Here is a 26,231-nt window from a genome sequence, read left to right as displayed (position 1 = left end):
ATCGCAGCTCAGCGCTTGTCTCCACGCAACGCGGCGACCTCGGCCTGCAGCACCTGGCGTGTGGCCGCAGCGGCCTCGATTGGCTTGCCGGCGATCAGATCGACACGCGACCAGAAGCGGCGGAACAGTCGCTTGCGCGGATCACGACTGAAGAAGCTACCCCACAGGCCACCCAGGGCCATGGGAATCACCGGCACCGGGTTGTCCTGCAGAATGCGCTCTACGCCTGCCTTGAACGCGTCGATCTCGCCGTCGGCGGTCAGTTTGCCTTCAGGGAAGATGCACACCACCTCGCCGTTGCGCAGGTACTCGCCAATGCGCTGGAACGCTGCATCGAACACCAGCAGATCCTCGCTGCGCCCGGCAATCGGCACGGTACCCGCAGTGCGAAAGATGAAGTTGAGCACTGGCAGGTTGTAGATCTTGTAGTACATGACGAAGCGTATCGGCCGGCGCACCGCGCCACCGATCAGCAGCGCATCGACGAATGACACGTGGTTGCACACCAGCACGGCTGCACCTTCATCCGGGATGGCATCCAGGCCCTTGTGCGACACCCGGTACATCGAGTGGCCGAGCAGCCAGATGAGGAAGCGCATGGTGAATTCGGGGACGATCTTGAAGATGTAGCTGTTGACCGCCACGTTCATCAGCGAAATGACCAGGAACAGCTGCGGGATCGACAGCCCGGCGACGCTGAGAAAGAGGATCGACACCAGCGCCGACACCACCATGAACAGCGCGTTGAGAATGTTGTTGGCGGCAATCACCCGGGCCCGCTCGTTCTCGGCGGTACGCGACTGGATCAGCGCATACAGCGGCACGATGTAGAAACCGCCGAACACACCAATGCCGAGGATCGAGCCCAGCACCCACCAAGCATGGCCATAGCCGAGCAGCGCCAGCCAGTTGTGCGGCTGCGCTGCCTCGGGCACACCACCCGATCCCCACCACAGCAGAATGCCGAACACCGACAGGCCGATGGAGCCGAACGGTACCAGGCCGATCTCCACCTTGTGGCCGCTCATTCGCTCGCAGAGCATCGAACCCAGAGCGATGCCCACCGAGAACACGGTAAGAATCAGCGTGACCACGCTTTCGTCGCCGTGCAGCCATTCCTTGGAATAGGCCGGAATCTGCGTCAGGTACACCGCGCCGAGAAACCAGAACCAGGAGTTGCCGACCAGCGAGCGGGATACCACTTTTGGTTGGGTCAGCCCCATACGCAGGGTCAGCCAGGTCTGGCGCAGGATGTTCCAGTCCAGCGCCAAATTCGGCAGCGCGGCATCCGCACGCGGAATAGCACGGCTGGTCAGGTAGCCAATCACTGCCACCAGCACCACCGAGGCGGCGACGATCACCCCGTAATTCGCGCTGGTGAGCATGATCCCGGCGCCGATGGTGCCGGCCAGGATCGCCAGAAAGGTGCCCATTTCCACCAGGGCATTGCCACCGACCAGCTCCTCGGGCCTTAACGCCTGGGGCAGGATCGAGTACTTGACCGGGCCGAACAGCGCCGACTGCATACCCATGGCGAACAGCACCGCGAGCATCAGTGTGAGGTTGCCCAGCAGCACCCCGGCCGCGCCAATCAGCATGATGAATATCTCGAAGAACTTGAGCCGGCGGATCAGCCAGTCCTTGGCAAACTTCTCGCCGAACTGCCCGCCGAGTGCGGAGAACAGGAAGAACGGCAGAATGAACAGCATCGCTGCCACGTTGACCATCAGGTCGCGATCGGCGTCGAGGCTGAGCTTGAAAAGAATCGCCAGAATCAACGACTGCTTGAAGATATTGTCGTTGAAGGCGCCGAGCAGTTGGGTGATGAAGAACGGCAGGAAGCGCCGGCTTTTCAGCAGGGCAAATTGAGATTGCTGGCTCATCGATACCTTCCCTATTGGTGAGTCGCTGAACATTGGACTGCAACTGCTCGGGCAAAGCTACATCCGAGAGCATTAATGTTGGCGCGACACGCCATTGCTCAGCGGTACGATGCCATCAATTGAACAGCGGATTGCCGCGCAGCCGCGCCACGGCCAGATCGACGAAAGCGCGCACCTTGGCAGGCGCCTGGCGCCCCTCCGGGTAAAGCACGTGAATCGGCAACGGCGGCTCCTCGAAGGGGTCGAGCACGATCTGCAGCGCGCCCTCCTGCAGGGCCGGACCAACCTGATAACTCAGTACGCGGGTCAGCCCCCACCCGGCGCTCGCGGTAGCGATCGCCGATTCGTTGGTGTTGCATTGCAGGACGGGATCGACAAGCACCCGCTGCCCCTCGGCAAAGCGCCACTCTGGCGAAGCCCAGGCACTTTGCGAGACGACGATGCGGTGATCTTTCAGCGCGGCTGGGGTCGATGGCACGCCGTACTTTTGCAGGTAGGACGGCGCCGCGCAGATCACTCGCCGCACCGAGCCGACCTGAATGGCGGTGAAGCCGGAATCCGCCAGATGACCGATACGGATTGCCACGTCGATGCCCTCGTCGACGATATTCACCGGGCGATCGACGAAGAAGGTACGCGCGTGCATGCCCGGGTAGGTATCCAGGTAATCCAGTACCAGTGGCAGCACGTACATGTGGCCGAACATCGACGCCGCAGTCACCGCCAGGCTACCGGAAGGCTCGGCATAGTGGCCGGCGGCGGCCAGTTCCGCCTCGGCGATATCACCAAGAATCCGCCGACAGTCCTGCAGGTAGCGGCTGCCTGCGTCGGTGGTTTTCACCGAGCGCGTGGTGCGCACCAGCAGCCTGGCGCCGATCAGATCCTCGAGGCCCGCGACGATGCGCGTCACCGCCGGCGCACTCATGTGCATCTGCCGCGCGGTACTGGCGAAGCTGCCAGTTTCCGCGACCTTCACAAATACCCGCATCGCCTGCCAACGATCCATCCGCCTGTCGATCCTCTTGCTTCAGCGTTGACTACGCAACGAGCGCAGCGGGGCAGTATGCCGTATCTGAGTGACCCCAGAGCGCTTGCGCTCAGAGTCTGTTCGCCATCATACGATGATGGCTCCCACGCTCCAGCGTGGGAGCCTACTAGTCCAGGGCGCTCTGCTCCCGCTTGGCCTCGACAGCGGAAACCACTGGCAGGAACATGGCGGAGGCGGCCGGTGAGCAGAGCTTCTGTGGAAGAGGCTTTAGCCTCGATTGTGCCTGCCTAGGCGTAAAGAGCTCGAGGCTAAAGCCCCTCCTACGAGATCGCTGGATGTGCGCTTGCGCCTTGAAGTAATCCCTGCCTGCTACCGGCATCGACCTTCACATGCTTAGAAAACTCGTGAACCGGCGCTCAGAACCCGAAATCGCTGAGGCTAGGGTAATCGTCCGGGCGGCGGCCCAGTGGCCAATGAAACTTGCGGTCGGCTTCGGCGATAGGCTGTTCGTTAATGCTGGCGTGGCGCGCGCGCATCAGACCGTCCTCGGCAAACTCCCAGTTCTCGTTGCCGTAGGCGCGGAACCACTGTCCGCTGTCGTCGTGATACTCGTAGGCATAGCGCACGGCGATGCGGTTACCGGTATAAGCCCAAAGCTCCTTGATCAGCCGATAGTCGAGCTCGCGGTTCCATTTGCGGGTCAGAAAGGCTTCGGCCTCGGCACGGTTGGTGACGAACTCGACGCGGTTGCGCCAGCGAGTGTCGAGGGTATAAGCCAGCGCCACCTTGGCCGGGTCGCGACCGTTCCAGCCATCTTCGGCCAGGCGTACTTTTGCGATGGCGGATTGCTCGTCGAACGGGGGAAGCGGTGGACGGGACATGGCGCAACTCCTTGCTGTGGATTGGGGATGTTCTCTCGTAACGCATTACCATCAGACTGGCCGGGTCACTCAGAGGGCCAGCTCCAGCCGCTCGCCGCCAGTCTCCTGTGACTGCGCCGGTACAGCGCAGCAGATCAGCACTTCGTTGTCGTCCAGCTTCGCGGTGGGCTGTTTCACGTAGCTCACAGCGCCTTTCAACAGCCGCGTGCGGCAGGTACCACAGGTGCCTTCGCGGCAGCTGAATTCCGGTTCCAGGCCACGGGCCTCGGCCAGTTCCAGCAGTGTGCCCGACTCAGGCGTCCAGCGTCCTTCCTTCAACGACTCGGTGAACAGCACCGCCACCGGCTCGGTCGCCGGCGGCAGCATGGCCGTAGCAGTCGCGGGTTGATCGAGGCTGCGCAGCAGGGACGCCGGGCCGAAGCCTTCGGCGTGGATGCGCCGGTCAGCGATGTTGTAGCCGCGCAGGCCATCGTACAGGCCCTGGGTAAACGCCGGCGGGCCGCACAGGTAGAAGTCGTAATCGTCGAAGGCCAGAAAGCGGGTCAGCAGTGCCATATCGATACGCCCCGCCGTCTCGTAATCGATGCCCGGCTCAGCGCCCTGGGTATCGCCAAGCACCCGCACCAACCTGACGGCACCCTGGGCAGCGGCGACCAGATCGGTGAGTTCGCGGTCGAAGGCGCGCTCTGCTTTCGACCGCGCAGCGTAGAACAGCGTGACCGGCCTGATTCGCTGCTGCCGCCAGCCTTCGTAGACCACATGGCGCAGCATCGCCAGCATCGGGGTGATACCGATGCCACCCGCCAGCAGCACCAGCGGACGATCATCGGGCGGGTCGAGGGTGAACGCGCCGGCCGGGGCGCGAGCGTCGATCAGATCGCCCTCACGCAACTGATCATGGATGAATTGCGACACCCGCCCTTCACGCTTGACGCTGATCCGATAAAGGCCATCGGACGGTGCCACCGACAGGGTGTAGGTACGGATCAGCGGTTTCTCATCCGCAGCCACTTGCAGCCGAACCGGCAAGTGCTGGCCGGCCAGATGCGGCAGCAGCCCGGCGCCATCGACCGGTTCAAGATGCAGCGAGCGGATCGACTGACTTTCCTGAACGATGCGCGCGATTTTCATCGGCCGCCATTGCGTAGCGTACTGGGCGGCGCGCAGCTGGTCAGCAGCCTGCTGCCAGTTGCCGGTGAGCAGCGAACTGTCCGACCAGCCGTCTTCGCGTAGTGCCCAGCGCAAGGCCACCGCACCTGGGCGGCGCACGATACGCCGCGCCTGGAATGTCCACAGCCGCTCGGCGCCCTGGAAGGCAGCGATTTCTGGTGATTCGAATATGACCTCGGCATCACCGCTCATCTGCAGCACATCGCCCGTGGCGAAATCCACGAACAGCAGGCCGGCCTTGCCATTGAGCAGGATGTTACCGAGGGTGGAAAAGAACAGGTTGCCGTTGAAGTCCGGAATAGTCAGCGTTCCGTCAGCCTCGATCCGCACGAAGCCGCTATTGCCACCACGGTGCGAGACATCGACCTGACGCTGCCCATCGACATCGGTATAGGTCGCAACGAAGAAGGTATCCGCCCCTTCGATCAACGTCCGCGCTGCTGCATCCAGCACCGGCAACTCTTTGACCTCACTGGCGAACGGCGCTGCCGGATCACGGGAAAAGGTGAAGTCGCGCTGCTGGATATAGCGCGGGCAGTTGCCGAAGCTCTCTTTGACCGCGACCCGCAGGCCCTGCGCACCGGCAGTCACCAAGCCATTAATACGGTTGCGCCGACGGGTGTGCAGTTCGATGCCAAGCAGGCCAAGCGCAGCACCATCGCCCATTCCTTGCGCAATAGGATCATCTGGGTGCGGGCGGGCAGCGATATCCAGCGTGGCGGGCGTCGGCGAGGCGATAAAGCCAACCTGCCCTTCGAGCATGCCGGCCCAGGCATCGCCCTGTGCATCCACGCTGCCCAGCACCATAAACGGCAGCTGGGCATAGAACTCGCGGTGCTGATCGGGCATGAAGTCACGCACCACACGCTTGCCGACCGCAGCCATCCGCTCGGCGACGCCGAGTTTTTCCTGGATGAGAGTTTCGCCCGGATGCCAGGTGGCAGGCGTTTTCGCGTGATCGGTCATGGCTGTTCTCCCAGTGGCGGCGACGGCGGTGTGGATGCTCAGGCGTTGGCGGTCAGCCCTGCGGCCGTTTCGGGGATAGCGACGAAGCCCGGCAGCGCTTCGATGCGCGTCAGAAATGCCCTGACCTGCACGTAAGAGGACAGGTCGACATTGCCTTCCGGAGCCCGGGCCAGGTAGCTGTACAGCGCCACATCAGCGATGGTCGGATGATCAGCGGCCAGCCATTGGCGGCCGCTCAGGTGACGCTCCAAGCGAGCGAGCAGCACGTGGGCGCGGGCGATCACCTCTTCAGCGTTGAGGTCGTAGCCGAATACCGTGATCAGGCGTGCCGCACACGGCCCGTAGGCCAATTCGCCGGCCGCAACGGACAGCCAGCGCTGCACCGCCGCCGCACCAGCAGGGTCTTCCGGCAGCCAGTCAGTGCGGCCGGTTTTCTTGGCGAGGTAGACGAGGATGGCGTTAGCGTCTGCGATGACGACGCCGTCGTCCTCCAGCACCGGCACCTGACCGAACGGGTTGAGCGCCAGAAACTCAGGCTGCTTGTGCTCGCCCGCAGCGAGGTCGACCTCTACCAGTTCGGGCTTGAGGCCAAGCAGCGAGGCGAACAGAACGGCGCGATGGGCATGCCCCGAGAGTGGGAAGTGATGGATTTTCATGGGTCGGCTCCTGGCTGGCGGTAGACCGGGAGAGTTCCCGATCCGTGAGGCCAGCTTGCGACAGGATGCCGAGTTGAGGAATACGCGTTATTGGCACTACTTTATTGCGGTAAGTGGAACAATCTCGACCTCAGATCGGCAACTGCCCCATCGCCCAGCGCAGCAGGAAGAAGATCACCAGGCCGCCACCGATGGTTGCCAGCAGATGCCGGGTAAGCACCGCGATGGCGATGGTCGCCAGCCCAGCCAGCAAATAGGCGTTATCCCAGCTCAGGGCCCAGTGTTCGCCATCCGGCAGCAGCATGGCGGGCACCACGATGGCGGTGAGCACCGCCGTCGGCACGTAATGCAGGGCCAGGCGCACGGCCTGGGGAAAGCGCAGGTCGGGAAAGGCGAACAGGCTGTAGCGGGTGGCGAAGGTGATCGCCAGCATGCCGACAATCAAGATCCAGTTTTCCATCAGCACGGCTCCTCCAGCAGTGGACGCTGGCAACGCTCCAGCAGCACGCCGACCACAATGCCGGCAAAGGCAGCGGCCATCAGGCCGAGTTTGTACGGCAGGTCATGGCATACCAGGGCGACCACCGCGGCCACCAGCGCCGCGGCGACCTGCGGGCGATTGCGTAGCATCGGCACGACGACACCGATGAAGGTAGCGATCATCGCGAAATCCAGACCCCAGGCGGCAATATTCGGTACGGCCTGGCCGAATACCAGGCCTATCAGCGTGCAACTCACCCAGTTGACGTACATCGCCAGGCCCGCACCGAGGAAATACCAGTGCTTGTAGGGCGAGGAGTCGCTTCGCGCATAGCGCTGCTGCACCACCGCGAAAGCTTCGTCGGTCAACCAGAAAGCCAGCGGCACCCGCCAGCGCTTGGGCAGATGGCGGACGAAAGGCTGCAGGGTGGCGCTGTATAGAGCGTGGCGCAGATTCACCACCAGAGTGGTCAGCCACAGCACCGCCAGAGTTGCGCCACCACCGAGCAGGCTGATGGCAATGAACTGCGCGGAGCCGGCGAACACCAGCACCGACATGCCGACGGTTTGCCAGGCGCTCAGCCCGGCGGCGCCGGCCAGGCTGCCGTAGATGATGCCAAACGGCATGGCACCGAGCAGCATCGGCAGCATGTCGCGCAGGCTCTGCAGAAATTCGTGTTGACGGGACATGAGAGGCGAACCATTGAGCAGGTAGGAGCCCGCTTGCGGGCGATCAGGATTGCCAAAGGCTATGTGGCCGATGCCATGTCAGTCTTGAACGATCTTGCGCAAGTGCGGCGATCAAAGCACCGTAGCCCGGCGTTGAGCACAGCGAAACCCGAGGAAGCTGACCTGGGTATCGCTGCGCTCAACCACAGGCTACGGGGCTGCGTTGGCAGGCGTTGCGGTATTCGCCGGGCGCTACGCCATAAGCCTGCTTGAACTGCCGCCCAAGGTGGCTCTGGTCGGAGAAACCCAGCTGCAAGGCGACATTCAGCGGTGCACAACCATCGCGCAGCAGCGCTCGTGCTTGCTCCAATCGGCGCAGTTGCAGCCAGGCGTGGGGCGGCAGGCCCGTCGAGCGGCGGAACACCCGGGCGAAATGGAAGGGCGAGAGATTCACCGCAGCGGCCAGCTCTTCCAGGGAAGGTGGCTCGCCCAGTCGCGAGGCGAGCAGTTCCTTGGCCAAAGTCACCGCACGGGGCTCCTGGCCAGGCAGCGGCGCCTGGCTAACACCCGCATGCCGCTGGAACAGCATCAGCAGCGTTTCCCGCCATGCAGTCTGCTGCTGCAGCTTACTCGCTTCGCTGTCGAGCAGGCGATGCAACTGCCCAAATGCCTGATGCAGTTGCACATCCTGCAGCACGCTGGCGGCAAATGAAGGCAGGCCGCGCTGGGCCAGCCCCAACTCTTCGAGCACACCATTCACCTGCGCAGGGGCCGGATAGAACGCCCGGTAGAACCAACCCTGCTCGTGGGCCGCCGAACCGGTGTGCACTTCATCCGGATTGATCAGCACCATGCTACCGATGGGGGCCAGATGGTCGGCGCCACGATGGCGGAAACGCTGCGCGCCGTGCTCGATCACGGTGAACACGAAACCTTCGTGCACATGCGGGGTGAAGCGCTGTTTGATATAACGCGCCTGGAGCAGCTCCACCCCAGCCAGTGCGGAGCTTTCCCAGAAACGGGTGCGTTCACCGGAGTCCATAGCGGATCAAACGCCGAAGCGCGCCTCCAGACCGGCCTTAACCACCGGCCACTCATGATCGGTGATGCTGTACATCACGGTATCGTCGAGACGCCCGTCAGCCAGGCGGCGATGATTACGCAGCAGCCCTTCGCGAATGGCGCCGAGTTTTTCGATAGCGCGCTGGGAGCGCAAATTGCTGCCAGCAGTCTTCAGTTGCACACGAACCATCCGCCAGCTTTCAAAGGCATGACGCAGCATCAGGTACTTGATCATGCTGTTGAGCCCGGTGCCGTGCTGGCTGGCGTCCAGCCAGGTCCAGCCGATTTCCACAGCGGGCAAGGTCGGTATGAAATCGGCGAAGCGGGTCGTGCCGACCAACTGATCGCCCAGGCGAATCACGAAGGGCAACGCGCGATCCTCACGCTGCTCGTGCAGGGCCTGGCGATACCAGTCCAGGCGCCGGGTGCCGCTCATGTAGGCCAGTTCAGAGCGGTTGACTTCAGCCAGCGTCACCAACGCAGGAATATCGCCGTCGAGCAGCGGCTCGATGCGCAGGGCACCACGTTGCAAGGTGATCAACTGCGGCTTGAACATTAGGTTTCTCCATAAAAAGCAGCGCCCGCAGTGTATGTGCGACCTTGGTCGCGCCTGACGCTGCGGTACTTTACTGAGACACTACTGCGGTATCTTCTACGCCTCGACGCGAGCACGTAAAGGCGTGCATGCAACGATACAGTCGCCCCTTGGTTCTTCCGGAGTATGCATGTCGCTGTCCAGTTGGCTCATCGCTGCGGTCGCCCTGCTCTACATGGCCGTTCTGTTTGCCATCGCCTTCTACGGTGACCGTCGGCGCAAACCACTGCCGCCGAAAGTACGCGCCTGGGTCTACAGCCTGTCGCTGGCAGTGTACTGCACCAGCTGGACGTTCTTTGGCGCTGTCGGCCAGGCCGCCGAACAGTTGTGGTCGTTCCTGCCGATCTACCTCGGGCCGATACTGCTCTTGCTGTTCGCCCCCTGGGTGATCGAGAAGATGGTGCTGATCAGCAAGCAGGAAAACATCACCTCGATTGCTGACTTCATCGCTGCCCGCTACGGCAAATCACAGTCGCTGGCCATCGTCGTCGCACTCATCTGCCTGGTCGGCGTGCTGCCCTACATTGCCCTGCAACTCAAGGGTATCGTGCTCGGCGTCAACCTGCTGATCGGCTCGGAAAGCGACCCAGACGGCACCCGCGCCCAGGACACTGCCCTGGTTGTATCGCTAATCCTGGCGCTGTTCACCATCCTGTTCGGCACCCGCAACCTTGACGTTACCGAGCATCACCGCGGCATGGTGCTGGCCATCGCTTTCGAATCGCTGGTCAAGCTGCTGGCCTTCTTCGCTGTGGGCGCCTTTGTCACCTACGGCTTGTACAACGGCTTCGGCGACCTGCTCAGCCAGGCACAGCGCAATACCGAGCTCGAAGAATACTGGGCCGTGGCGGTGAACTGGCCGGCCATGTTGGTGCAAACCGGCATGGCGATGATCGCCATCATCTGCCTGCCCCGCCAATTCCATGTCACCGTGGTGGAGAACACCCAACCGCAGGATCTGCGCCTGGCGCGCTGGGTATTCCCGCTGTATCTGCTGCTCGCCGCGCTGTTCGTTATTCCCATCGCCCTCGCCGGACAGATGCTGCTGCCAGCCGGCGTCAGCCCGGATTCGTTCGTGATCAGCCTGCCGCTGGCCGAGGCTCATCCGGCCCTGGCCCTGCTGGCCTTCATTGGCGGCGCATCGGCAGCCACCGGCATGGTAATCGTCGCCTCGGTGGCGCTATCGACCATGATTTCCAACGACATGCTGCTGCCCTGGCTGCTGCACCGCAAAAGCACCGAGCGGCCCTTCGAGGCCTTCCGCCACTGGATGCTCACTGCACGCCGGGTCAGCATCGTGCTGATCCTGCTGCTGGCCTACGTGTGCTACCGCCTGCTCGGCACCAACGCCAGCCTGGCGACTATCGGGCAGATATCCTTCGCTGCCATCGGCCAGTTGGCGCCCGCCATGTTCGGCGCCCTGGTGTGGAAGCAGGCCAATCGTCGTGGCGTATTCGCCGGCCTGATCACTGGCGCCGCACTGTGGGTCTACACACTGGTGCTGCCAGTGCTGGCCCGCGGCCTGGGCTGGCCGCTGGATATCTTTCCTGGCCTGCGCACCTTGCTGTACGCGCCGATCGGCTTCGAAGTGGACGCCCTGACCCGCGGCGTAGTGCTGTCGCTGGCCGGCAACACCATGATATTCGCCTGGGTATCTTTCTTCTCGCGCACCCGGGTTTCCGAGCACTGGCAGGCCGGGCGCTTCGTCAACCACGACTTTGGCAGCAAGCAGGGCGGCCGCACCATGCTCGCGGTACAGGTCAACGATCTGCTGCTGCTCGCCGGCCGCTTCGTCGGCGCAGAGCGCGCGCAGCACAGCTTTAGCCGCTTCGCTGCTCGCCACGGCAAGACCTTCAACGCCGCACAACCGGCCAACAGCGAATGGATCGCCCACACCGAACGCCTGCTGGCGGGTGTACTCGGCGCCTCCTCGACCCGCGCGGTGGTGAAAGCGGCCATCGAGGGGCGCGACATGCAGGTCGAGGACGTGGTGCGCATCGTTGGCGAAGCCAGCGAGGTGCTGCAGTTCAACCGCGCCTTGCTGCAAGGCGCTATCGAAAACATCACCCAGGGCGTCAGCGTGGTCGACCAGTCCCTGCGTCTGGTGGCTTGGAACCATCGCTACCTGGAAATCTTCGAGTACCCGGAAGGACTGATTTGCGTGGGTCGGCCGATTGCCGAGATCATCCGGTTCAATGCCGAGCGCGGCATGCTCGGCAGCACCAATGTCGAGGAAAGCGTCACCAAGCGCCTGTACTGGATGCGCCAGGGCACCGCCCACAGCTACGAAAGGGTCTTCCCCAATGGCCGGGTCATCGAGCTGATCGGTAACCCGATGCCGGGCGGCGGCTTCGTCATGAGCTTCACCGACATCACCGAATTCCGCGAAGCCGAGCGCGCCCTCAAGGCAGCCAACGAGGGCCTCGAGCAACGCGTTGCCGAGCGTACCTTTGAGCTGTCGCAACTGAACAAGGCGCTGACCGCCGCCACTGGCATCGCCGAAGCGGCCAACGCCTCGAAAACCCGCTTTCTCGCGGCGGTCAGCCATGACCTGATGCAGCCACTCAACGCTGCCCGCCTGTTCTCCGCCGCCCTCTCCCACCAGGAAGAAGCGCTGCCGCGGGAAGCCCAGGAACTGGTGCGTCACCTCGACAGCTCGCTGCGCTCCGCAGAAGACCTGATCAGCGATCTATTGGACATCTCGCGCCTGGAGAACGGCCGCATCACCCCGGATCGCAACGCCTTCGTGCTCAACAATCTGTTCGACACCCTGGGCGCCGAATTCAAGGTGCTGGCGGCGGAGCATGGCGTCGACTTCCATATGCAGGGCAGCACACTGCGCGTGGACAGCGACATCAAGCTGCTGCGCCGCGTGTTACAGAACTTCCTTACCAATGCCTTCCGCTACGCCAAGGGCCGCGTGCTGCTGGGCGTGCGCCGCCAGGGTAGACAACTGCGCCTGGAAGTATGGGATCGCGACCGGGCATCCCCGAAGACAAGCGCCAAACCATCTTCGAGGAATTCAAACGCCTGGACAGCCACCAGACCCGCGCCGAGAAAGGCCTGGGCCTTGGCCTCGCCATCGCCGATGGGCTATGCCGGGTGCTCGATCACAGCCTCGAAGTACGCTCCTGGCCAGGCAAGGGCAGCGTGTTCAGCGTCACCGTGCCTATCGCCCGTAATCAGACGCCCGCCCTGCAGCGCCCGCGACCGGAAGGCAACGGCCAGCTACTCACCGGCACCCAGGTGCTGTGCATCGACAACGAGGAAAGTATCCTCACCGGCATGCACAGCCTGCTGTCACGCTGGGGCTGCCAAGTGTGGTCGGCGCGCAATCGCGCCGAGTGCGAAGCGTTGCTCGCAGGTGACGTGCGCCCGCACCTGGCGCTGGTCGACTATCACCTCGACGAAGGCGATACCGGCACCGAGCTGATGGCCTGGCTGCGCACCCGCCTCGGTGAGCCGGTACCTGGCGTGGTGATCAGCGCCGACGGCCGCCCCGAGCTGATCGCCCAGGTGCACGCTGCGGGCCTGGACTTCCTGCCCAAGCCGGTCAAGCCGGCAGCCCTGCGCGCGTTGATCAGCCGCCATCTGCCACTGCAATAAGGCGGGAGCAGACGGTGGATGCAGAGCTTTCTTTTTGTAGGAGGGGCTTTAGCCGCCCGGCCCCTCCCACAAGTTACGCGAACGTCTGCTTACGCCACGTTCCTGCCATAGCCTGCCTTTGAGATACGCCTCACCAGACCATCTGCTTCCGCGTGCGGCTGTTGCAAAACACCGCGTTTCCTGCGAAAACGCGGTTCTCTGGAACATTGGAATGACGGCAATGAGCGAAGATTTACGTATCGAAGACCTCCACCCAGGCGATGGCAAAGCGGCGGTCAAAGGTGCGCTGATCACCACGCAATATCGCGGCTGGCTGGAAGATGGTACCGAGTTCGACTCGTCCTATTCCCGCGGCAAGCCCTTCCAGTGTGTGATCGGCACTGGTCGTGTGATCAAGGGCTGGGATCAGGGGCTGATGGGGATGAAAGTCGGCGGCAAACGTCGCCTGTTCGTGCCCGCGCACCTGGCCTACGGCGAGCGTTCGATGGGCGCGCATATCACGCCCAACTCGAACCTGACCTTCGAAATCGAGCTGCTGGAAGTGCTGACGCGGGACGACTGAGTCACCCCGCGCCTGCGACTGGCTATCTACTGCTTGGGTTGAGGCTCGACGCGGTCGAAGCTGAGACCTTCGCTGCCCTTGATGTTCCAGGGGTCGCCCTCGCTACCGACGAAACTGACGTCGGTGAAGCTCGAATTGCGCAGGCCATCGATCTGCGCCCCAGCCTTGCCCGTGAAGCGCACCTGCTCGAAGGCGACGTTCTCGTGGAAGGCGTCGTGGGCGCTGTCACCCTTGACCTGAATCGCCGCACCGGCAGCATCCTCCACCGTCACGTTGGCCACGCGGATATCGCGGAACTGGCCAGGAACAGTCGAGCGCTTGTAGTCGAGAATGGCGTTGGGGTCGTGGTAGTCGAGGGTCATGATCACCCCCTGCTTGACCGTATTGCGGATAGCCGAATCGCGAAAGGTGACGTTGCGCGCACCACCGCCCATGAAGTTGGTGCTCTTCATGCGCAGGCCGGTATCGGTGCCATCGGAAACGTTGTCTTCGGCGAGGATGTTCTGGATCCAGCCGCCGGTATGGCTACCGGCGACCACCATGCCGTGGCCACGACGGAAGTAGTTGTTGAAGATCCAGGCATCTTCCTGAGGCGGCTGCTGGGTCGCATCGGCGCCGGTGCCCGATGCGAAGTTGACGCAGTCGTCGCCGGTGTCGAAGAAGTTGTTGAAGACCATGGCGCCCTTGCTGTTGGCGAACTCGATACCGTCACCATTGTTGGCGTCGTAGGTCTTGTGCACGGTGCCAGCCATTACCACGTTCTCGGTCTCCAGGTTCATGATCCCGTGGTAGGCCGGATTGAGCACGGTGAAGCCGCCGTAGAAGACGTTGGTGACGTTGCGCAGGGTCATCAGTGACGAGCGCATCTGCCCATAGGCGTCCTTGACGATGATGCCCCGCGCTACCGCCTTCTCGACCTGATCCTTGGCGAGAATGCCATCTTCCATGTAACGGGTGTTGTCACTGGCGCGATAGAACGGCAGCGTGTTGCCCAGCTCGTCACGGCTGTCGTCGTTGCGCTTCCAGCCGTTGCCGTCGATGGTGCCCTTGCCGACGATGCGGATGTTCTCGAACGACTGATGCTGGCGCGGATCACGCGGCAACGCGTTGATCAACGACGCCGGGCGCACCATGGTCGAATAGGGATATTGGATATAACCCTCCAGCGGGTAGTCCTCGCTGCGTTCCGAACCCAGTAACGTCGCGCCCTCGGCGACCTCCAAGGTCATGTTGCTCTTCAGGTACAGCGCGCCGGTCTTGAACACGCCAGCCGGGATCAGCACCTTGCAGTTCAGCGAACAGGCATCGATGGTCTTCTGGATGGCCGCCGTGTTGAGCGTCTTGCCGTCGCCTTTGGCACCCTGCTCCTCGACGTTGAAGACCTCGGGGGTCGCCGTGGTTCGCTGCACCAGCACCGGGCTGTCGCCGGACTCGCGCCCGTCGGCATCCACCGAACGCACGGTGAAGCGGTACTCGGTCTCGGGCTTCAGGCCATCCACGGTGTAGTTATGGATGGAGATGCGGTGATGGAAGTTTTCCGTATCGGCCTTGTAGAACTGATCGATGTACGGCTTGGCTGGCGAATGCTGGTCATTGTTGGCGTTGGCGCCGCCCAGTTTCTTGCCGTCCATGTAGACGTGATAGTCGACGATGCCGGCGGCGTTCTCCGGCTTCTCCCAGACCAGAATGATCTGGCTGTCGTCGTAGGCCAGGGTCGGCACTTGAACCTTGTGGGGCGCGTCCAGCGCCAGGGCAGAAGCGCTGAACAGCAGCGCAAGCGGTACGACAACATACTTTTTTTGGCGCCAGGCACCCTGCACTGCTGACGCAGATGAGCTCTCGATGAGCGGCATATTCTTATCCTTGTTATGGCCAATCTATTGAATCAGCTGAAATTAAACCAGCCATCGAGCCGGTTTAATAATCAGCCAGGCGAAATCGTCACACCCTAAAGAAGTATGACAACCGACAAGATAGCCAAAATTTCTGCTACGTCCAGCCTGGAAACGGAATCCTCCTGGCGGGGCAGCGACCGGACAGAGATTCAGTCGTCCTCTGGCTCGTCCAGAGGCAGGCCGGCAGCTCGCTCGAGCAGCTCGGGAGGCAGGCTTTTGCTGGCCCGGGCACCGAGCAGCTTGAGATTTTCGGCACGGCTTATCAGGTTGCCGCGACCGTCGACCAGCTTGTTGCGCGCACCGGAATAAGCCTTGTCGAGTTGTTGCAGGCGCATGCCCACCTCGTCCAGATCCTGGATGAAGGCCACGAACTTGTCGTACAGCGCCCCTGCCCTTTCGGCGATTTCCCGAGCGTTCTGGCTTTGCCGTTCCTGACGCCAGAGGCTGTCGATTACCCTTAACGTAGCCAGCAGCGTGGTGGGGCTGACGATCACGATGTGCTGGTCGAAGGCCTCCTGAAACAATCCCGGATCAGCCTGCAAAGCGGCCGCGAATGCCGCCTCGATGGGCACGAAGAGCAGCACGAAATCCAGGCTGTGCAGCCCGTCCAGGTGCTGGTAATCCTTGAGCGACAGCCCCTTCAGATGGCTGCGCAGAGAGAGCACGTGCTGCTTCAGGGCCAGTTGCCGCGTCGGCTCATCGGTGGCGGACACGCACTGCTGATAGGCCGTGAGGCTGACCTTGGCATCGATCACCACCTGCTTCTCGCCCGGCAACTGGATCAGCACGTCCGGCTGGAAGCGCTCGCCATCGGCACTCTTCAGGCTGACTTGAGTATGGTACTCACGGCCCTTTTGCAGACCGGCATGCTCCAGCACTCGCTCGAGCACCAGCTCCCCCCAGTTGCCCTGGGTTTTCTGCCCCTTGAGGGCCTGGGTGAGATTCATCGCCTCTTCGCTCAGGCGCTGATTGAGCCCCTGCAGGCGCTCCAGCTCCTTGCCCAGGGAAAAGCGCTCGCGCGCCTCCTGCTGATAACTCTCCTCGACCCGTTTCTCGAAGGACTGGATGCGCTCCTTGAGCGGGTCGAGCAACTGGCCGAGGCGCTGCTGGCTGGTTTCCGAGAAGCGCTGCTCGCGCTCGTCGAAGATCTTGCCCGCCAGCTCGGCGAACTGCGCCCGCAAGGCGTCACGGGCGCCCTGCAGATCTTCGAGACGTTGCTGGTGGTTTTCCTGTTGCTCATGCAGCTCGGCAGCCAGGCCAGCCCGCTCGGTATCCAGGCGACGCAGCTCGGCTTCCTGCTGATCACGCAGCGCCTGCCCACCTTTGATCTGCTCGCGCGCCAGTTGCAGGTCGTTCTGTAGCAAATGAGTCTCGCGGCGCAGCGCGGCCAGCTCGGCCTGCTGGTCAGCCTTGATCTCGAGAATCTCGGCAAGCTCTTCGCGGCAACTGTCCAGTTGCGCACTCAGGCCTGCCTGGGCCAGTTGCGCGGCATTCATGCGCTCCTGCGCCAGGCCGGATTGCAGGCGCATCTCCTCGGCCTCCCGGGAAAGGGCGACAGCACGCAGCAACAGGGGAACGGCACAGACCAGAGCGCCGACCAGAAAGGCCGGCAGAAGCGAAACGAGATCGAAGGGCATACAGACATCCAGGCGAGACTGCCTGGCAGTATACCCGCGCGGGCTGCTCTACAGAGGCTACAGACGCTGCAGCAGATCCCGCGCTTCGTCCTGCCCCTGCAATGCCGCCAGCTCCAGCCAGTGGCGGGCCTGCTCCAGCTCCAGGGTGCGCGGCTGGCAGTAAAGACGCCCCAACTCCAACTGCGCAACCCCGTCACCGGCACGTGCCGCCTGGCGTAGCAGCTCCACACCCATACGGCGATCACGGGCGCTGTCGCAATCACGACAAAGCATCTGGCCAAGACGGCTCTGCGCCTGCACCACGCCTTGGCGCGCTGGCTGCTTGAGCAGGCGACCAGCGATGCGCTTGACGCTCGTAGCATGCCCCAGGCGCGGGCTGTCTAGCAGCCAGGCGGCGACACGAACAGGTACCTGGGCACGGACGGGAAGCAGATGAAGCTCGGAATGGGATAAAACGCGGGGCATATTGGATAAAGCAGGGGCTACCAGAGAGGCGCGCCACTCTACTCTTTTTTCGCCCCAGGTAAAGCCCGCCCTACTCCTTGCTGGCCTGCTTGCGACAATCCACAGAAGCTGTGGATAACTGTGTGCATATCGTGGGAGAAAGACCTCCCAGCACCGATGGTATGGGGGTCGAAGTCAAACTGGCTATTTTTTCACCAAATCTAAAAAATCCATATTTTTCATATACTTAAATTATCTCCTACGACACTTACAGGATTTACGCAAGCGTAAATATGCAGCTTGACAAGCTGCATCGCGATTGTGCACAAGTCCGTCTGCACGCCGCCTGGGACGCCCTTTTGCGGGGCATCAGGCATGCTCCAACGGGCCCACGCAATGACAGGCGGACGTTCTAGCCCCGCACCAATAACGCTCATGTCACCATTGCGACATAAAACTGTGAACGGCACATTCAGCAAACAGTGCGTTTGGCAGCCCATGTCGCTTCGGGTTACCGTCGTAAATCCCCCGCCGATGGATGACGCCCCATGCTCAGCCGCCGCACCAGACTGCGACTGTCTGTTGTTTTCACGCTGCTCGTGGTGTCCGTTGCCGCCCTTTATCTGGGTGGCAGCTACCTGCTGCAGCGCAACGGCATCGAGAAACTCGATTGGCATGGCGTTTCGCTCTCCCGCACTGGCTTGAATGTGAAGGATCTGCAGCTGACTCAACGCAGCAGCACAGGCACTCTGGATCTGCACAGCCTGGATCTGCAGTTGGCCTGGCGCGACTTCGGCTTCAGCCTGCCGTTCTGGCAGTACCTCGATATAGGCAGCCTGGCACTCACCTGGCGACCAGCAAGCGCAGAGGCAGCGCCAGCCACACCTCCAGCCGATCTCGACCTGCAACAACTGGCCGCACCACTGGCCTTACTGCCACGCAGCCTGAGGATTCACCAGCTCGCCGCCACCTTGCCCTGCGCCCGTGGGCAGTGCACCGCCACAGGTGACCTGAGCCTGCTGCATGATGAGGATGACCACCTGGCAATACAGCTGAATCTTGACCACCAGGCGCAGGTCTTGAATGCCTCGCTACTTCTACAGCCGCACAGTGATGCACTCGATCTGCAACTGACCCTGGCCATAGATCAGCAACCACAAGTGACCCTGAAAAGCAGCCTGGAACACCTCGGCGATGGCCTGGCCTGGAGTGGCCAGCTCGACGCGACGCAACTGACGCAAGCGGCGGTCTTGCAGAACTGGCTGAGCGCCTGGACGGTGCCGGAAGGCACGCAGTGGCCTCAGGCACCGGGAGAGATTGGCCTGCAAGGCTCATGGCAATTGAACATGCCGCGCCGCGCAATGGATGTAGACAACCTGCTGGAAGCCATCGGCCAGTTCGATCTACAGGGCAACCTGCCCCAGCCTTGGCCATTTCCTGGCATCGGCCAGTTGCAAGGCCAACTGGCCCTGGCAGCAAACAACGACGGGAAACAGTGGATCGCCAGGCGCGTCGAGGCGGATCTGCAGCTCACCCAGCCGAGTGCCGACTGGCTGAACGTGCTGCCGCCGGAGCTGCGCAGCGAATCCCTGCGTGTACAGGTGCAGCCTGACACGCCGCTCGGCGACCTGCGTAGCGATCTGGCCGAGCGCAGCCTGCCATTGAAATTGACGCTTGCACTGCGTGGCGCCACCCGCCTGGACTTGCAAGGCCGCCTGGCGTTGGCAAGCTCAGCGCCCTGGGCCGTGCAATTCGCCGACACGCGCCTGACCAGCCGCACCACCACGGCCAACCAGGCTGGCTGGCAAATCGGTGAGCTGACCAGCGACCTCAAGCTGGCCGGCCACGCCGATGGCAGCGCAATCGAGTTGAGCCTTGGCCAAGGCTCACAGCTTCAGGCAGCCACCCTCAAAGGCGCCGACCTGAATGCACAGAAGCTGCAAGTAGAGCTCGCTGGCAGCGCCCTGAACCTGACGCTGCAGGACGGCACCCTGCAGAACTGGCAGTTCAAGGGCCCGCTGAACCTGAGCACCACACGCCTGGAGCAGGCCAACCTCAAGCCTCAGGGCTGGCGTTTGCAGAGCCAGATAGCAGCAGCGGATCTGGCTGGCACCCTGCGCGGCAAACTGAGCAACGACAGCGACCTGCAACTGGACCTGGATGCCCGTCTAGACGCCAAACAGAACCTGCAGCTCAAGGCGACCCTCGGCGAACTGTTCCTGCGCTCCGGCAACCCACTGGCGAAAACCCTGGTGCAGTGGCCGGAGTTACTCGACCTCAACAGTGGCCGCCTGAATGCCGTCGCGAACCTGGCCCTGACCGCCGGCGGCAGCGCCCCGAGCGTTGACCTGAGCCTCACCGGCAAGGGCTTGGGTGGTATCTACGACCGCTCCGAACTCAGTGGCCTGGACACCCGCCTGCAATTCAAGCTGGCGCGCCAGCACTTCGACCTGGCCATTGATGAGCTGAAAATACAGCAGGCCAACCCCGGCCTGCCCATCGGCCCGATCGAGGCCCGCGGCCGCTACAGCGCATCACTGGCCAGCGCCGACAAGGGCCAGTTGCAGGTGAACCTCGTCCGAACTGCCCTGATGGGTGGGCAAGTCACCCTAACGCCAGGGCAATGGGATCTCGCCTCCAGCAATCAGTTGTTTCCTATCCAGATACGCGGCCTGGAACTCCAGCAGCTTTTCACCCTCTACCCGGCAGAAGGTCTGGCCGGTAGCGGCACACTGGACGGTGATCTGCCGGTGCGTCTGGGCCAGAACGGCATCAAGGTGGAGCAAGGCCATATCGCCGCCCGCCAACCCGGCGGGCGGCTGCAATTCAGCTCGGAGAAGATCAAGGCCCTGGGCCGCAGCAACCCGGCGATGCAGCTGGTGACGCAGTCCCTCGAGGACTTCAACTTCACCACCCTGAACAGCTCGGTCGACTATGATCAGCACGGCAAACTGCGCTTGGCCATGCGCCTGGAAGGTCAGAACCCGGCCATCGAGAATGGCCGGCCGATTCACTTCAACATCAACCTGGAGGAGGACATCCCCAACCTGCTCGCCAGCCTGCAGCTGACGGATCGGGTCAACGAGATCATCACGCGGCGCGTGCAACAGCGTATGTTGCAGCGCAATACCGCACCCAAGGAGCCTTGACGAGGAGAAGCGCCATGCGCTTGCGTAGTTGCATCACCGCCCTGCTGCTGGGGCTACTGAGCGTAGCCTGTACCCCCACGGTACAACTGGCGATGCCCAACGAGCCGATCAACATCAACCTGAATGTGAAGATCGAGCACGAGATCTATATCAAGGTGGATAAGGCACTGGACAGCATGTTCAGTGAATCCAGCGGACTGTTCTGAGGAAACGCAAATGAGCCTGATCAAACCCTTCGCCGGCCTGTTGCTGCTGCTCAGCCTGAGCCTGCCGGCCCACGCCATCAGCCTCAACGAGGCGATGTCCGCCCTGAGCGATGCCAAGGCCAGCGGCCAACTCGGCGAACTGCCCAGTGGTTACCTCGGCGTGGTCAAATCCGGCGGCCAGGCCGACGAGATCGCCAAACTGATCAACGCCGCCCGCCGCGCCGAATACCAGAAGCTCGCCCAGCAGAACGGTATTCAACTCAGCGACGTGGAAACCATCGCCGGCCAGAAGGCTATCGACAGAACTCCCGCCGGGCAGTACATCCAGCAGCAAGGTCAGTGGCGCCGCAAGTAGCCGCCAGGAGCGCCCGCCGTACGCTGCGGGCGCTTTGTGATCTCCCCCACGAAAACGCTACAGACCCCGCCAGCTCTGCCCTGTGGCGGAACTCGGCTGCGCCGGCCAAGTCTCACGTTCGCCATCGCCACTGATCAGAGGACGAGCGACATGAGCCTTATCGACTGCCCCGAGTGCCAGAACCGTATTTCCGACAAGGCTCAGGCCTGCCCGCAATGTGGCAACCCGATGAGCCATCCGGTCAGTAATCGCTGGCTGTCGGAAAAGAACGTCGGCCAGGTTGCCGGCGCCACGACGGCATGGCTCACAGCACCATGGATCGCCCGCATGGTTTTTGGCGTGGTGGCGATGATCTGCATCACCGTGATCATCGTGGCCCGCTAGCGCACTTTCACCGATTGCAGCAACCGCGCCACATCCTTGGCGGCACGCTCGATGGCCGCTTCGTCATAGGGCGCGAAGCCCATCACCAGCCCAGGCGCCCGAGGTTTCACGCAGTAACGCTGCAAGGGCATCACGTCGATGCCTTCCGCGGCCAGCCTCGCCTGCACGTCCAGCTCATCGCCCGCCAGCAGACCACACACCACATCCAGCCCCGCGCGTATTGGCGGAACGTCGATCAGCCCTTGCCAATGCTGCTCGGCGGCATGAGCGAAGGCCTCGGCCCGCGCCGCGTACAACTTGCGCATGCGCCGCAGGTGGCGGTCGAAATGCCCCTGCGCGATGAAGTCGGCCAATACCGCCTGTGAAAGGCTGTTGGCGTGCCGCGCAGTCAGCGAAACCAGGCGCGTGAAGCTCTCCACCAACTGCGGCGGCAATACCACGTAGGCCAGGCGCAGAGACGGAAACAGCAGCTTGCTGAAAGTCCCGGCAAGAATCACCTGAGCGTCGCTGTTGGCCATGCTGCGCAGCGCCGGGATGGGCTTGGCGACGAAGCGGTACTCGCTGTCGTAATCGTCCTCGAAGATGTAGCTGCCGTTTTCACTGGCCCAACGCAGCAACGCAATGCGCCGTGCTGGTGACAGCTCGCCGCCCAGCGGTGCCTGGTGCGATGGGGTGACATAGGCCATGCGCGCGCCCGGCGCCAGGTGAATCCCTTCCTCGACCTGCAAACCTTCACGGTCAACGGGCACATCGACCATCTCCACGCCGCTGGCCTTCATCAATTGCCGGGCGCCGGGGTAGCCGGGGTCTTCCATCCACACCGTCTCGCCGGGCGCAACCACTAGCCGCAGGGTCAGATCCAGCGCCTGCTGGACGCTGCCAAGAATCACGATGCGCTCGGCTGTCACCCGCACGCCACGGGCAATCGACAGGTACTGGGCGATGGCATTGCGCAGCACGGGCAAGCCCGCCGGGTCGGCATCCAGCATATCCAGCAGGCGTGACGAACGCAGGTGCCCGGTGTGCAGCTTGCGCCACAGGTCGATAGGGAATGCCAGGACGTCGCCGCGGTGCGGAAAGAACGGGCGCAATCCAGCTTGTGCTCCACCACTCATGAACACCGGCTTCTCTGCCTGCAGACGCTGCGCCCAGAGCGTATCTGGCGCGTCACGCTGCTCTACCTGCGGGGCGATTGGCCGCCTTACATAGCCCGCGTTCAGCGTGGCATCCGGCAACACCACGCAGACTCGCGTGCCATAGCCGCTGTCGGTATTCAGATAGCCTTCGGACTGCAACTGCTGGTAGGCGGCCTGCGCCGTACCACGCGCCATGCCGTAATGCTCAGCGAGCGCTCGCGTACTGGGTAACTGGCTGCCAGATGGCAGCCGACTGCTGAGGATCGCCTCGCGCAGCGCGGTGTATAGCCAACGCTGCAGGCTCTCGCCTGGCTGCGGCTCGCCGAGCGGCAGTGATACCACCAACGGCCCTTGATTCTTGGCTGCCATGAACGCCTCTCTTGGATCAATCCATTTAGCACTTTATGGATCAATACGCTGATCCACTTCAAGTAGAGAATCGCCTCGTCAACTGCAGCGATCGCGCCCCAAGCGTATCGCCCTTCCTGCGCCGCACCTTGCGGCCAGGCAACCGCTTTCGAGGAACACCTGATGAAGCAACGAATTCTAGTCATCGGCACCGGTTTCGCCGGTCTGTGGAGCGCCCTGAGCGCAGCGCGTCTGCTCGACCTGCAGGCACGCGAGGATATCGAGGTCTGCGTGATTGCTCCCAAGGCGCAACTGCACGTGCGGCCACGCTTTTACGAGGCGGATGTAGCGCGGATGAGCGCACCGCTGGACAAGCTGTTCGCCGTGGTCGGCATCCGCTTCGTGCAAGGCTGGGTCACGGGTATCGACAGCGCCAGGCAAACCCTGACCTACCGAAGCGAACACGGCCTCGACAGCGAGCTGGGCTATAGCCGCCTGATCCTCGCCAGCGGCAGCCAGGTGGTGCGCCCCGCCTTGAGCGGCGTCGAACATGCCTTCGATGTCGACAGCCTGGAGCAGGCCCTGGCTCTGGAGCGTCATCTCCACAGCCTGCGCGATCTGCCAGACAGCCCCGCGCGCAACACCGTAGTAGTCGCGGGCGGCGGCTTCACCGGTATCGAAACCGCTACCGAGCTGCCCGCTCGCCTGCGCAGCATCCTGGGCGACGATGTTGATATCCGCGTGATCGTGGTCGACCGTGGCGAGCGGATCGGCGCCAGCCTGGGCGAACACGTCGCCCCCATCGTGGCCGAAGCCAGCGCCCAGCAGGGCGTTAACTGGCGCCTGGGCAGTGCAGTGGGTTCGGTAGATGCGGGCGGCGTCACGCTCACCAACGGCGAACGCATCGACGCCCAGACGGTCATCTGGACGGTTGGCGTGCAGGCCTCGCCGCTAACCCGAGAGCTGACTGCCGAGCGGGACGCTCAGGGTCGCCTGCATGTTGACCGTAACCTCAAGGTCTCCGGGCTGGAGAGCGTGTACGCCGCCGGTGATACCGCCTACGCGGCAGTAGATGACCACGGCAACCATGCGCTGATGTCCTGCCAGCACGCCATCGCCCTGGGCCGATCTGCAGGCAACAACGCGGCGGCCGACCTGCTCGCTATCGCACCCATTACCTACAGCCAGCCCAAGTATGTCACCTGCCTGGATCTCGGCGAATGGGGCGCGCTATTCACCGAAGGCTGGGAGCGCAAAGTGATGCTGACCGGCACCAAGGGCAAGCAGCTGAAAACCGAGATCAACACCCAGTGGATCTACCCGCCAGCCGCGATCCGCGAAACCGCTCTGGCAGCGGCCGACCCGCTGATTCCAGTGGTGGCCTGATCCGCAGCGTTTGATGCATGACCAACGCCATCACGGGCTGCTGCACGAAGTCGGCAGCCCGTGCCTGCAAACTGAATTGAGCACCACCCATTGCAGCAATCAGCGCATCTTGTTCTAATTTGCGACTAATTCTTATCTGCATTGAGGCGCGTAAACGCCAACGGGTACGTGCTCTCGATGACGCCTCTCGATACCAACCACCTGCATAGCCTCTACGCCAGCCACAGCGGCTGGCTGCAGCAGTTTCTGCGCCGCCGCCTGGGCGATGGCGCCGATGCCGCCGACCTGGTGCAAGACACCTTCGTGCGCCTGCTGCTTCGCCCGCGCAGCTTCGACAGTGACAGTGGCGAGCGCTCCTACCTGGCGACCATAGCCCGCGGCCTGAGCATCGACCACTGGCGCCGCAAGCAATTGGAACAGGCCTGGTTGAGTGTGCTCGCCAACCGTCCGCAAGCGCTGCAGCCCTCGCCGGAGCAGGCGGCGTTGATCATGGAAACCCTGCACGAAGTTGACGCCATGCTGCTGCGCCTACCTGCCCGGGTGAGGGAGGCGTTTTTGCTGGCTCAGCTCGATGGTTTGCCCTACCGCGAGATAGCCCGGCAGCTCGGCGTATCCGAGCGCATGGTCAAGAAGTACCTGGCCCAGGCTCTGCTGCATTGCGCCCTGCTCGAAGCGGAGCTCGACGGCCTGCTGGTCGAGTGACGGCGATGCATACCCAACAAGACCGCACGCTCAGCCATGCCAGCCTGCAACAGGCCGCCAACTGGTATGTGCTGCTGCACGACGAACAACCAGACAGCCAGATGCGCCAGCAATGGCAGCAGTGGCTCGAGCAACACAGCGAACACCGTGACGCCTGGCACTATGTGGAGCGGGTCAGCCAGCGCTTCGGCAACCTGCAGCAACAGGACGATCCCCAGGCCCTGCGCCAGGCTCTGGGTCAGGAAAGCCGCGCGGGCTTCAGTCGTCGTCAGGGCCTCAAGAGCCTGCTGATTATCGGCGCCGGCAGCGTGCTTGGCTGGGGCACTTGGCGCAATACTCCGCTACCACGCTTGCTGGCTGGCTGGACGGCGGACTTCGCCACCGGCACCGGCGAGGTGCGTGAAGCCAGGCTGGCTGATGGCACCCACCTGTGGCTTAACGCAACCAGTGCGGTGGATGCCCAATTCAGCACCAGCCTGCGCCTGCTGCACCTGCGTTTCGGTGAAGTGCTGATCGATACCGCGAAAGACGCCAGGCCCTTGTTCATCGACAACAGGCATGGCCGCATGCAGGCCCTGGGCACCCGCTTCAGTGTGCGCCAGACGCCTGAAGAAACCTGGCTGACGGTGTTCGATGGCACAGTGGAAATCTGCACCGCAGATAGCCGCGAGACGCGGCGGGTCGAGGCTGGCCAGCAGGTCGGCTTCAATGCCCAACGGGTTGGCGGCCAGGCACCCGCCGCCAGCGCTCGCGAGTCGTGGACGCGCCATGTGCTGGCGGCTGAGGGCATGCCCCTGGGGCAACTGCTCGAAGAGCTATCGCACTTTCGCCGTGGGCACCTGGGCTGCAATCCGAGCATCGCCAGCTTGCCGGTGATGGGCTATTTCCCGCTGGACGACAGCGAGCAAACACTGCAACTGCTGCAAGCTGCCCTACCAATCCGTATCCAACGGCTCACCGACTGGTGGGTGAGCGTCGAGCCAGCCAGTGCCTGACTGAAAAGAAAATCATCGATGCGGTTCCCTTTCTGCAATCTCGCTCGGTAATCCCTGAGAAGCCAACTATTCGAAC

The 26,231-nt window shown here is 62.9% G+C and carries 21 protein-coding genes and 1 pseudogene; 9 read left to right on the top strand and 13 right to left on the bottom strand.

Annotation, left to right across the window (positions count from 1 at the left end):
• Positions 1-8: 8 nt before the first annotated feature.
• The 9 genes from K5Q02_RS12180 to K5Q02_RS12140 form a co-directional block, all read right to left on the bottom strand.
• Positions 9-1,883: an MFS transporter gene (locus K5Q02_RS12180; RefSeq protein WP_225830823.1), complete on the bottom strand. Its 1,875-nt coding sequence runs from the start codon at positions 1,881-1,883 to the stop codon at positions 9-11.
• Positions 1,884-1,998: 115 nt separating this feature from the next.
• Positions 1,999-2,889, bottom strand: coding sequence for a LysR family transcriptional regulator (locus K5Q02_RS12175; protein WP_225830821.1), 891 nt, complete (start codon positions 2,887-2,889; stop codon positions 1,999-2,001).
• Between the two features lie 398 nt (positions 2,890-3,287).
• Entirely contained in the window at positions 3,288-3,752 is a 465-nt protein-coding gene (locus K5Q02_RS12170) for a nuclear transport factor 2 family protein (RefSeq protein ID WP_225830819.1), read from the bottom strand.
• A gap of 69 nt (positions 3,753-3,821) precedes the next feature.
• On the bottom strand, positions 3,822-5,888 hold the full coding sequence (locus tag K5Q02_RS12165; RefSeq protein WP_225830817.1) for a 2Fe-2S iron-sulfur cluster-binding protein: 2,067 nt from the start codon (positions 5,886-5,888) through the stop codon (positions 3,822-3,824).
• A 38-nt stretch (positions 5,889-5,926) separates the two neighbouring features.
• The gene (locus K5Q02_RS12160) at positions 5,927-6,544 is read right to left on the bottom strand and encodes a glutathione S-transferase family protein (protein WP_225830815.1); all 618 of its coding nucleotides are present in this window, start codon (positions 6,542-6,544) and stop codon (positions 5,927-5,929) included.
• Between the two features lie 130 nt (positions 6,545-6,674).
• Complete coding sequence (locus K5Q02_RS12155) at positions 6,675-7,004, bottom strand: AzlD domain-containing protein (protein WP_225830813.1); 330 nt, start codon at positions 7,002-7,004, stop codon at positions 6,675-6,677.
• Entirely contained in the window at positions 7,004-7,714 is a 711-nt protein-coding gene (locus K5Q02_RS12150) for an AzlC family ABC transporter permease (protein WP_225830811.1), read from the bottom strand. The genes K5Q02_RS12155 and K5Q02_RS12150 overlap by 1 nt, the downstream gene beginning before the upstream one ends.
• A gap of 178 nt (positions 7,715-7,892) precedes the next feature.
• Positions 7,893-8,735, bottom strand: coding sequence for a helix-turn-helix transcriptional regulator (locus K5Q02_RS12145; RefSeq protein ID WP_225830809.1), 843 nt, complete (start codon positions 8,733-8,735; stop codon positions 7,893-7,895).
• 6 nt (positions 8,736-8,741) lie between these two features.
• Positions 8,742-9,311, bottom strand: coding sequence for a GNAT family N-acetyltransferase (locus K5Q02_RS12140; protein WP_225830807.1), 570 nt, complete (start codon positions 9,309-9,311; stop codon positions 8,742-8,744).
• A 169-nt stretch (positions 9,312-9,480) separates the two neighbouring features.
• Here K5Q02_RS12140 and K5Q02_RS12135 point away from each other — a divergent pair.
• Positions 9,481-12,956, top strand: a pseudogene (locus tag K5Q02_RS12135) (hybrid sensor histidine kinase/response regulator).
• A gap of 220 nt (positions 12,957-13,176) precedes the next feature.
• Positions 13,177-13,518 carry an FKBP-type peptidyl-prolyl cis-trans isomerase gene (locus tag K5Q02_RS12130; protein WP_225830805.1) on the top strand — a complete coding sequence of 114 codons (342 nt, stop codon included), beginning with the start codon at positions 13,177-13,179 and terminating at the stop codon, positions 13,516-13,518.
• Positions 13,519-13,544: 26 nt separating this feature from the next.
• Here the strand turns inward: K5Q02_RS12130 and K5Q02_RS12125 are convergent, their stop codons facing one another.
• The 3 genes from K5Q02_RS12125 to K5Q02_RS12115 all read right to left on the bottom strand — a co-directional run bounded on the left by K5Q02_RS12125 (position 13,545) and on the right by K5Q02_RS12115 (position 17,515).
• Positions 13,545-15,371 (bottom strand): glycosyl hydrolase family 28 protein, encoded by a 1,827-nt coding sequence (locus K5Q02_RS12125; RefSeq protein ID WP_225830803.1) that lies wholly within the window; start codon positions 15,369-15,371, stop codon positions 13,545-13,547.
• A gap of 191 nt (positions 15,372-15,562) precedes the next feature.
• Complete coding sequence (rmuC, locus tag K5Q02_RS12120; RefSeq protein ID WP_225830801.1) at positions 15,563-17,050, bottom strand: DNA recombination protein RmuC; 1,488 nt, start codon at positions 17,048-17,050, stop codon at positions 15,563-15,565.
• Positions 17,051-17,107: 57 nt separating this feature from the next.
• The gene (locus tag K5Q02_RS12115) at positions 17,108-17,515 is read right to left on the bottom strand and encodes a tetratricopeptide repeat protein (protein WP_225830798.1); all 408 of its coding nucleotides are present in this window, start codon (positions 17,513-17,515) and stop codon (positions 17,108-17,110) included.
• Between the two features lie 527 nt (positions 17,516-18,042).
• On the opposite strand from K5Q02_RS12115, the gene K5Q02_RS12110 reads away from it, so the two are divergent.
• From K5Q02_RS12110 to K5Q02_RS12095, 4 genes are all read left to right on the top strand, one after another.
• Positions 18,043-20,643 carry an intermembrane phospholipid transport protein YdbH family protein gene (locus tag K5Q02_RS12110; RefSeq protein ID WP_225830796.1) on the top strand — a complete coding sequence of 867 codons (2,601 nt, stop codon included), beginning with the start codon at positions 18,043-18,045 and terminating at the stop codon, positions 20,641-20,643.
• 14 nt (positions 20,644-20,657) lie between these two features.
• Positions 20,658-20,849 carry a YnbE family lipoprotein gene (locus K5Q02_RS12105; RefSeq protein WP_042553186.1) on the top strand — a complete coding sequence of 64 codons (192 nt, stop codon included), beginning with the start codon at positions 20,658-20,660 and terminating at the stop codon, positions 20,847-20,849.
• A gap of 10 nt (positions 20,850-20,859) precedes the next feature.
• The gene (locus K5Q02_RS12100; protein ID WP_225830794.1) at positions 20,860-21,204 is read left to right on the top strand and encodes a YdbL family protein; all 345 of its coding nucleotides are present in this window, start codon (positions 20,860-20,862) and stop codon (positions 21,202-21,204) included.
• Between the two features lie 150 nt (positions 21,205-21,354).
• The gene (locus K5Q02_RS12095) at positions 21,355-21,588 is read left to right on the top strand and encodes a zinc-ribbon domain-containing protein (RefSeq protein ID WP_225830792.1); all 234 of its coding nucleotides are present in this window, start codon (positions 21,355-21,357) and stop codon (positions 21,586-21,588) included.
• Here K5Q02_RS12095 and pdxR read toward each other — a convergent pair.
• The gene (pdxR, locus tag K5Q02_RS12090; RefSeq protein WP_225830790.1) at positions 21,585-23,093 is read right to left on the bottom strand and encodes a MocR-like pyridoxine biosynthesis transcription factor PdxR; all 1,509 of its coding nucleotides are present in this window, start codon (positions 23,091-23,093) and stop codon (positions 21,585-21,587) included. The two genes, K5Q02_RS12095 and pdxR, sit on opposite strands and share 4 nt — an antisense overlap.
• 162 nt (positions 23,094-23,255) lie before the next feature.
• Between pdxR and K5Q02_RS12085 the strand changes: the two genes are divergently transcribed.
• The 3 genes from K5Q02_RS12085 (at position 23,256) to K5Q02_RS12075 (ending at position 26,155) form a co-directional block, all read left to right on the top strand.
• A complete protein-coding gene (locus K5Q02_RS12085) occupies positions 23,256-24,458 on the top strand; it encodes an NAD(P)/FAD-dependent oxidoreductase (RefSeq protein ID WP_225830788.1) in 1,203 nt (400 codons plus the stop codon).
• A gap of 177 nt (positions 24,459-24,635) precedes the next feature.
• Entirely contained in the window at positions 24,636-25,160 is a 525-nt protein-coding gene (locus K5Q02_RS12080; protein ID WP_225830786.1) for a sigma-70 family RNA polymerase sigma factor, read from the top strand.
• 5 nt (positions 25,161-25,165) lie between these two features.
• A complete protein-coding gene (locus tag K5Q02_RS12075) occupies positions 25,166-26,155 on the top strand; it encodes a FecR domain-containing protein (protein WP_225830784.1) in 990 nt (329 codons plus the stop codon).
• Positions 26,156-26,231 lie beyond the last annotated feature (76 nt).

Source organism: Pseudomonas sp. MM211, assembly GCF_020386635.1.
Taxonomy (GTDB): Bacteria; Pseudomonadota; Gammaproteobacteria; order Pseudomonadales; family Pseudomonadaceae; genus Aquipseudomonas.
This window is presented reverse-complemented; position numbering and strand designations above follow the sequence as displayed.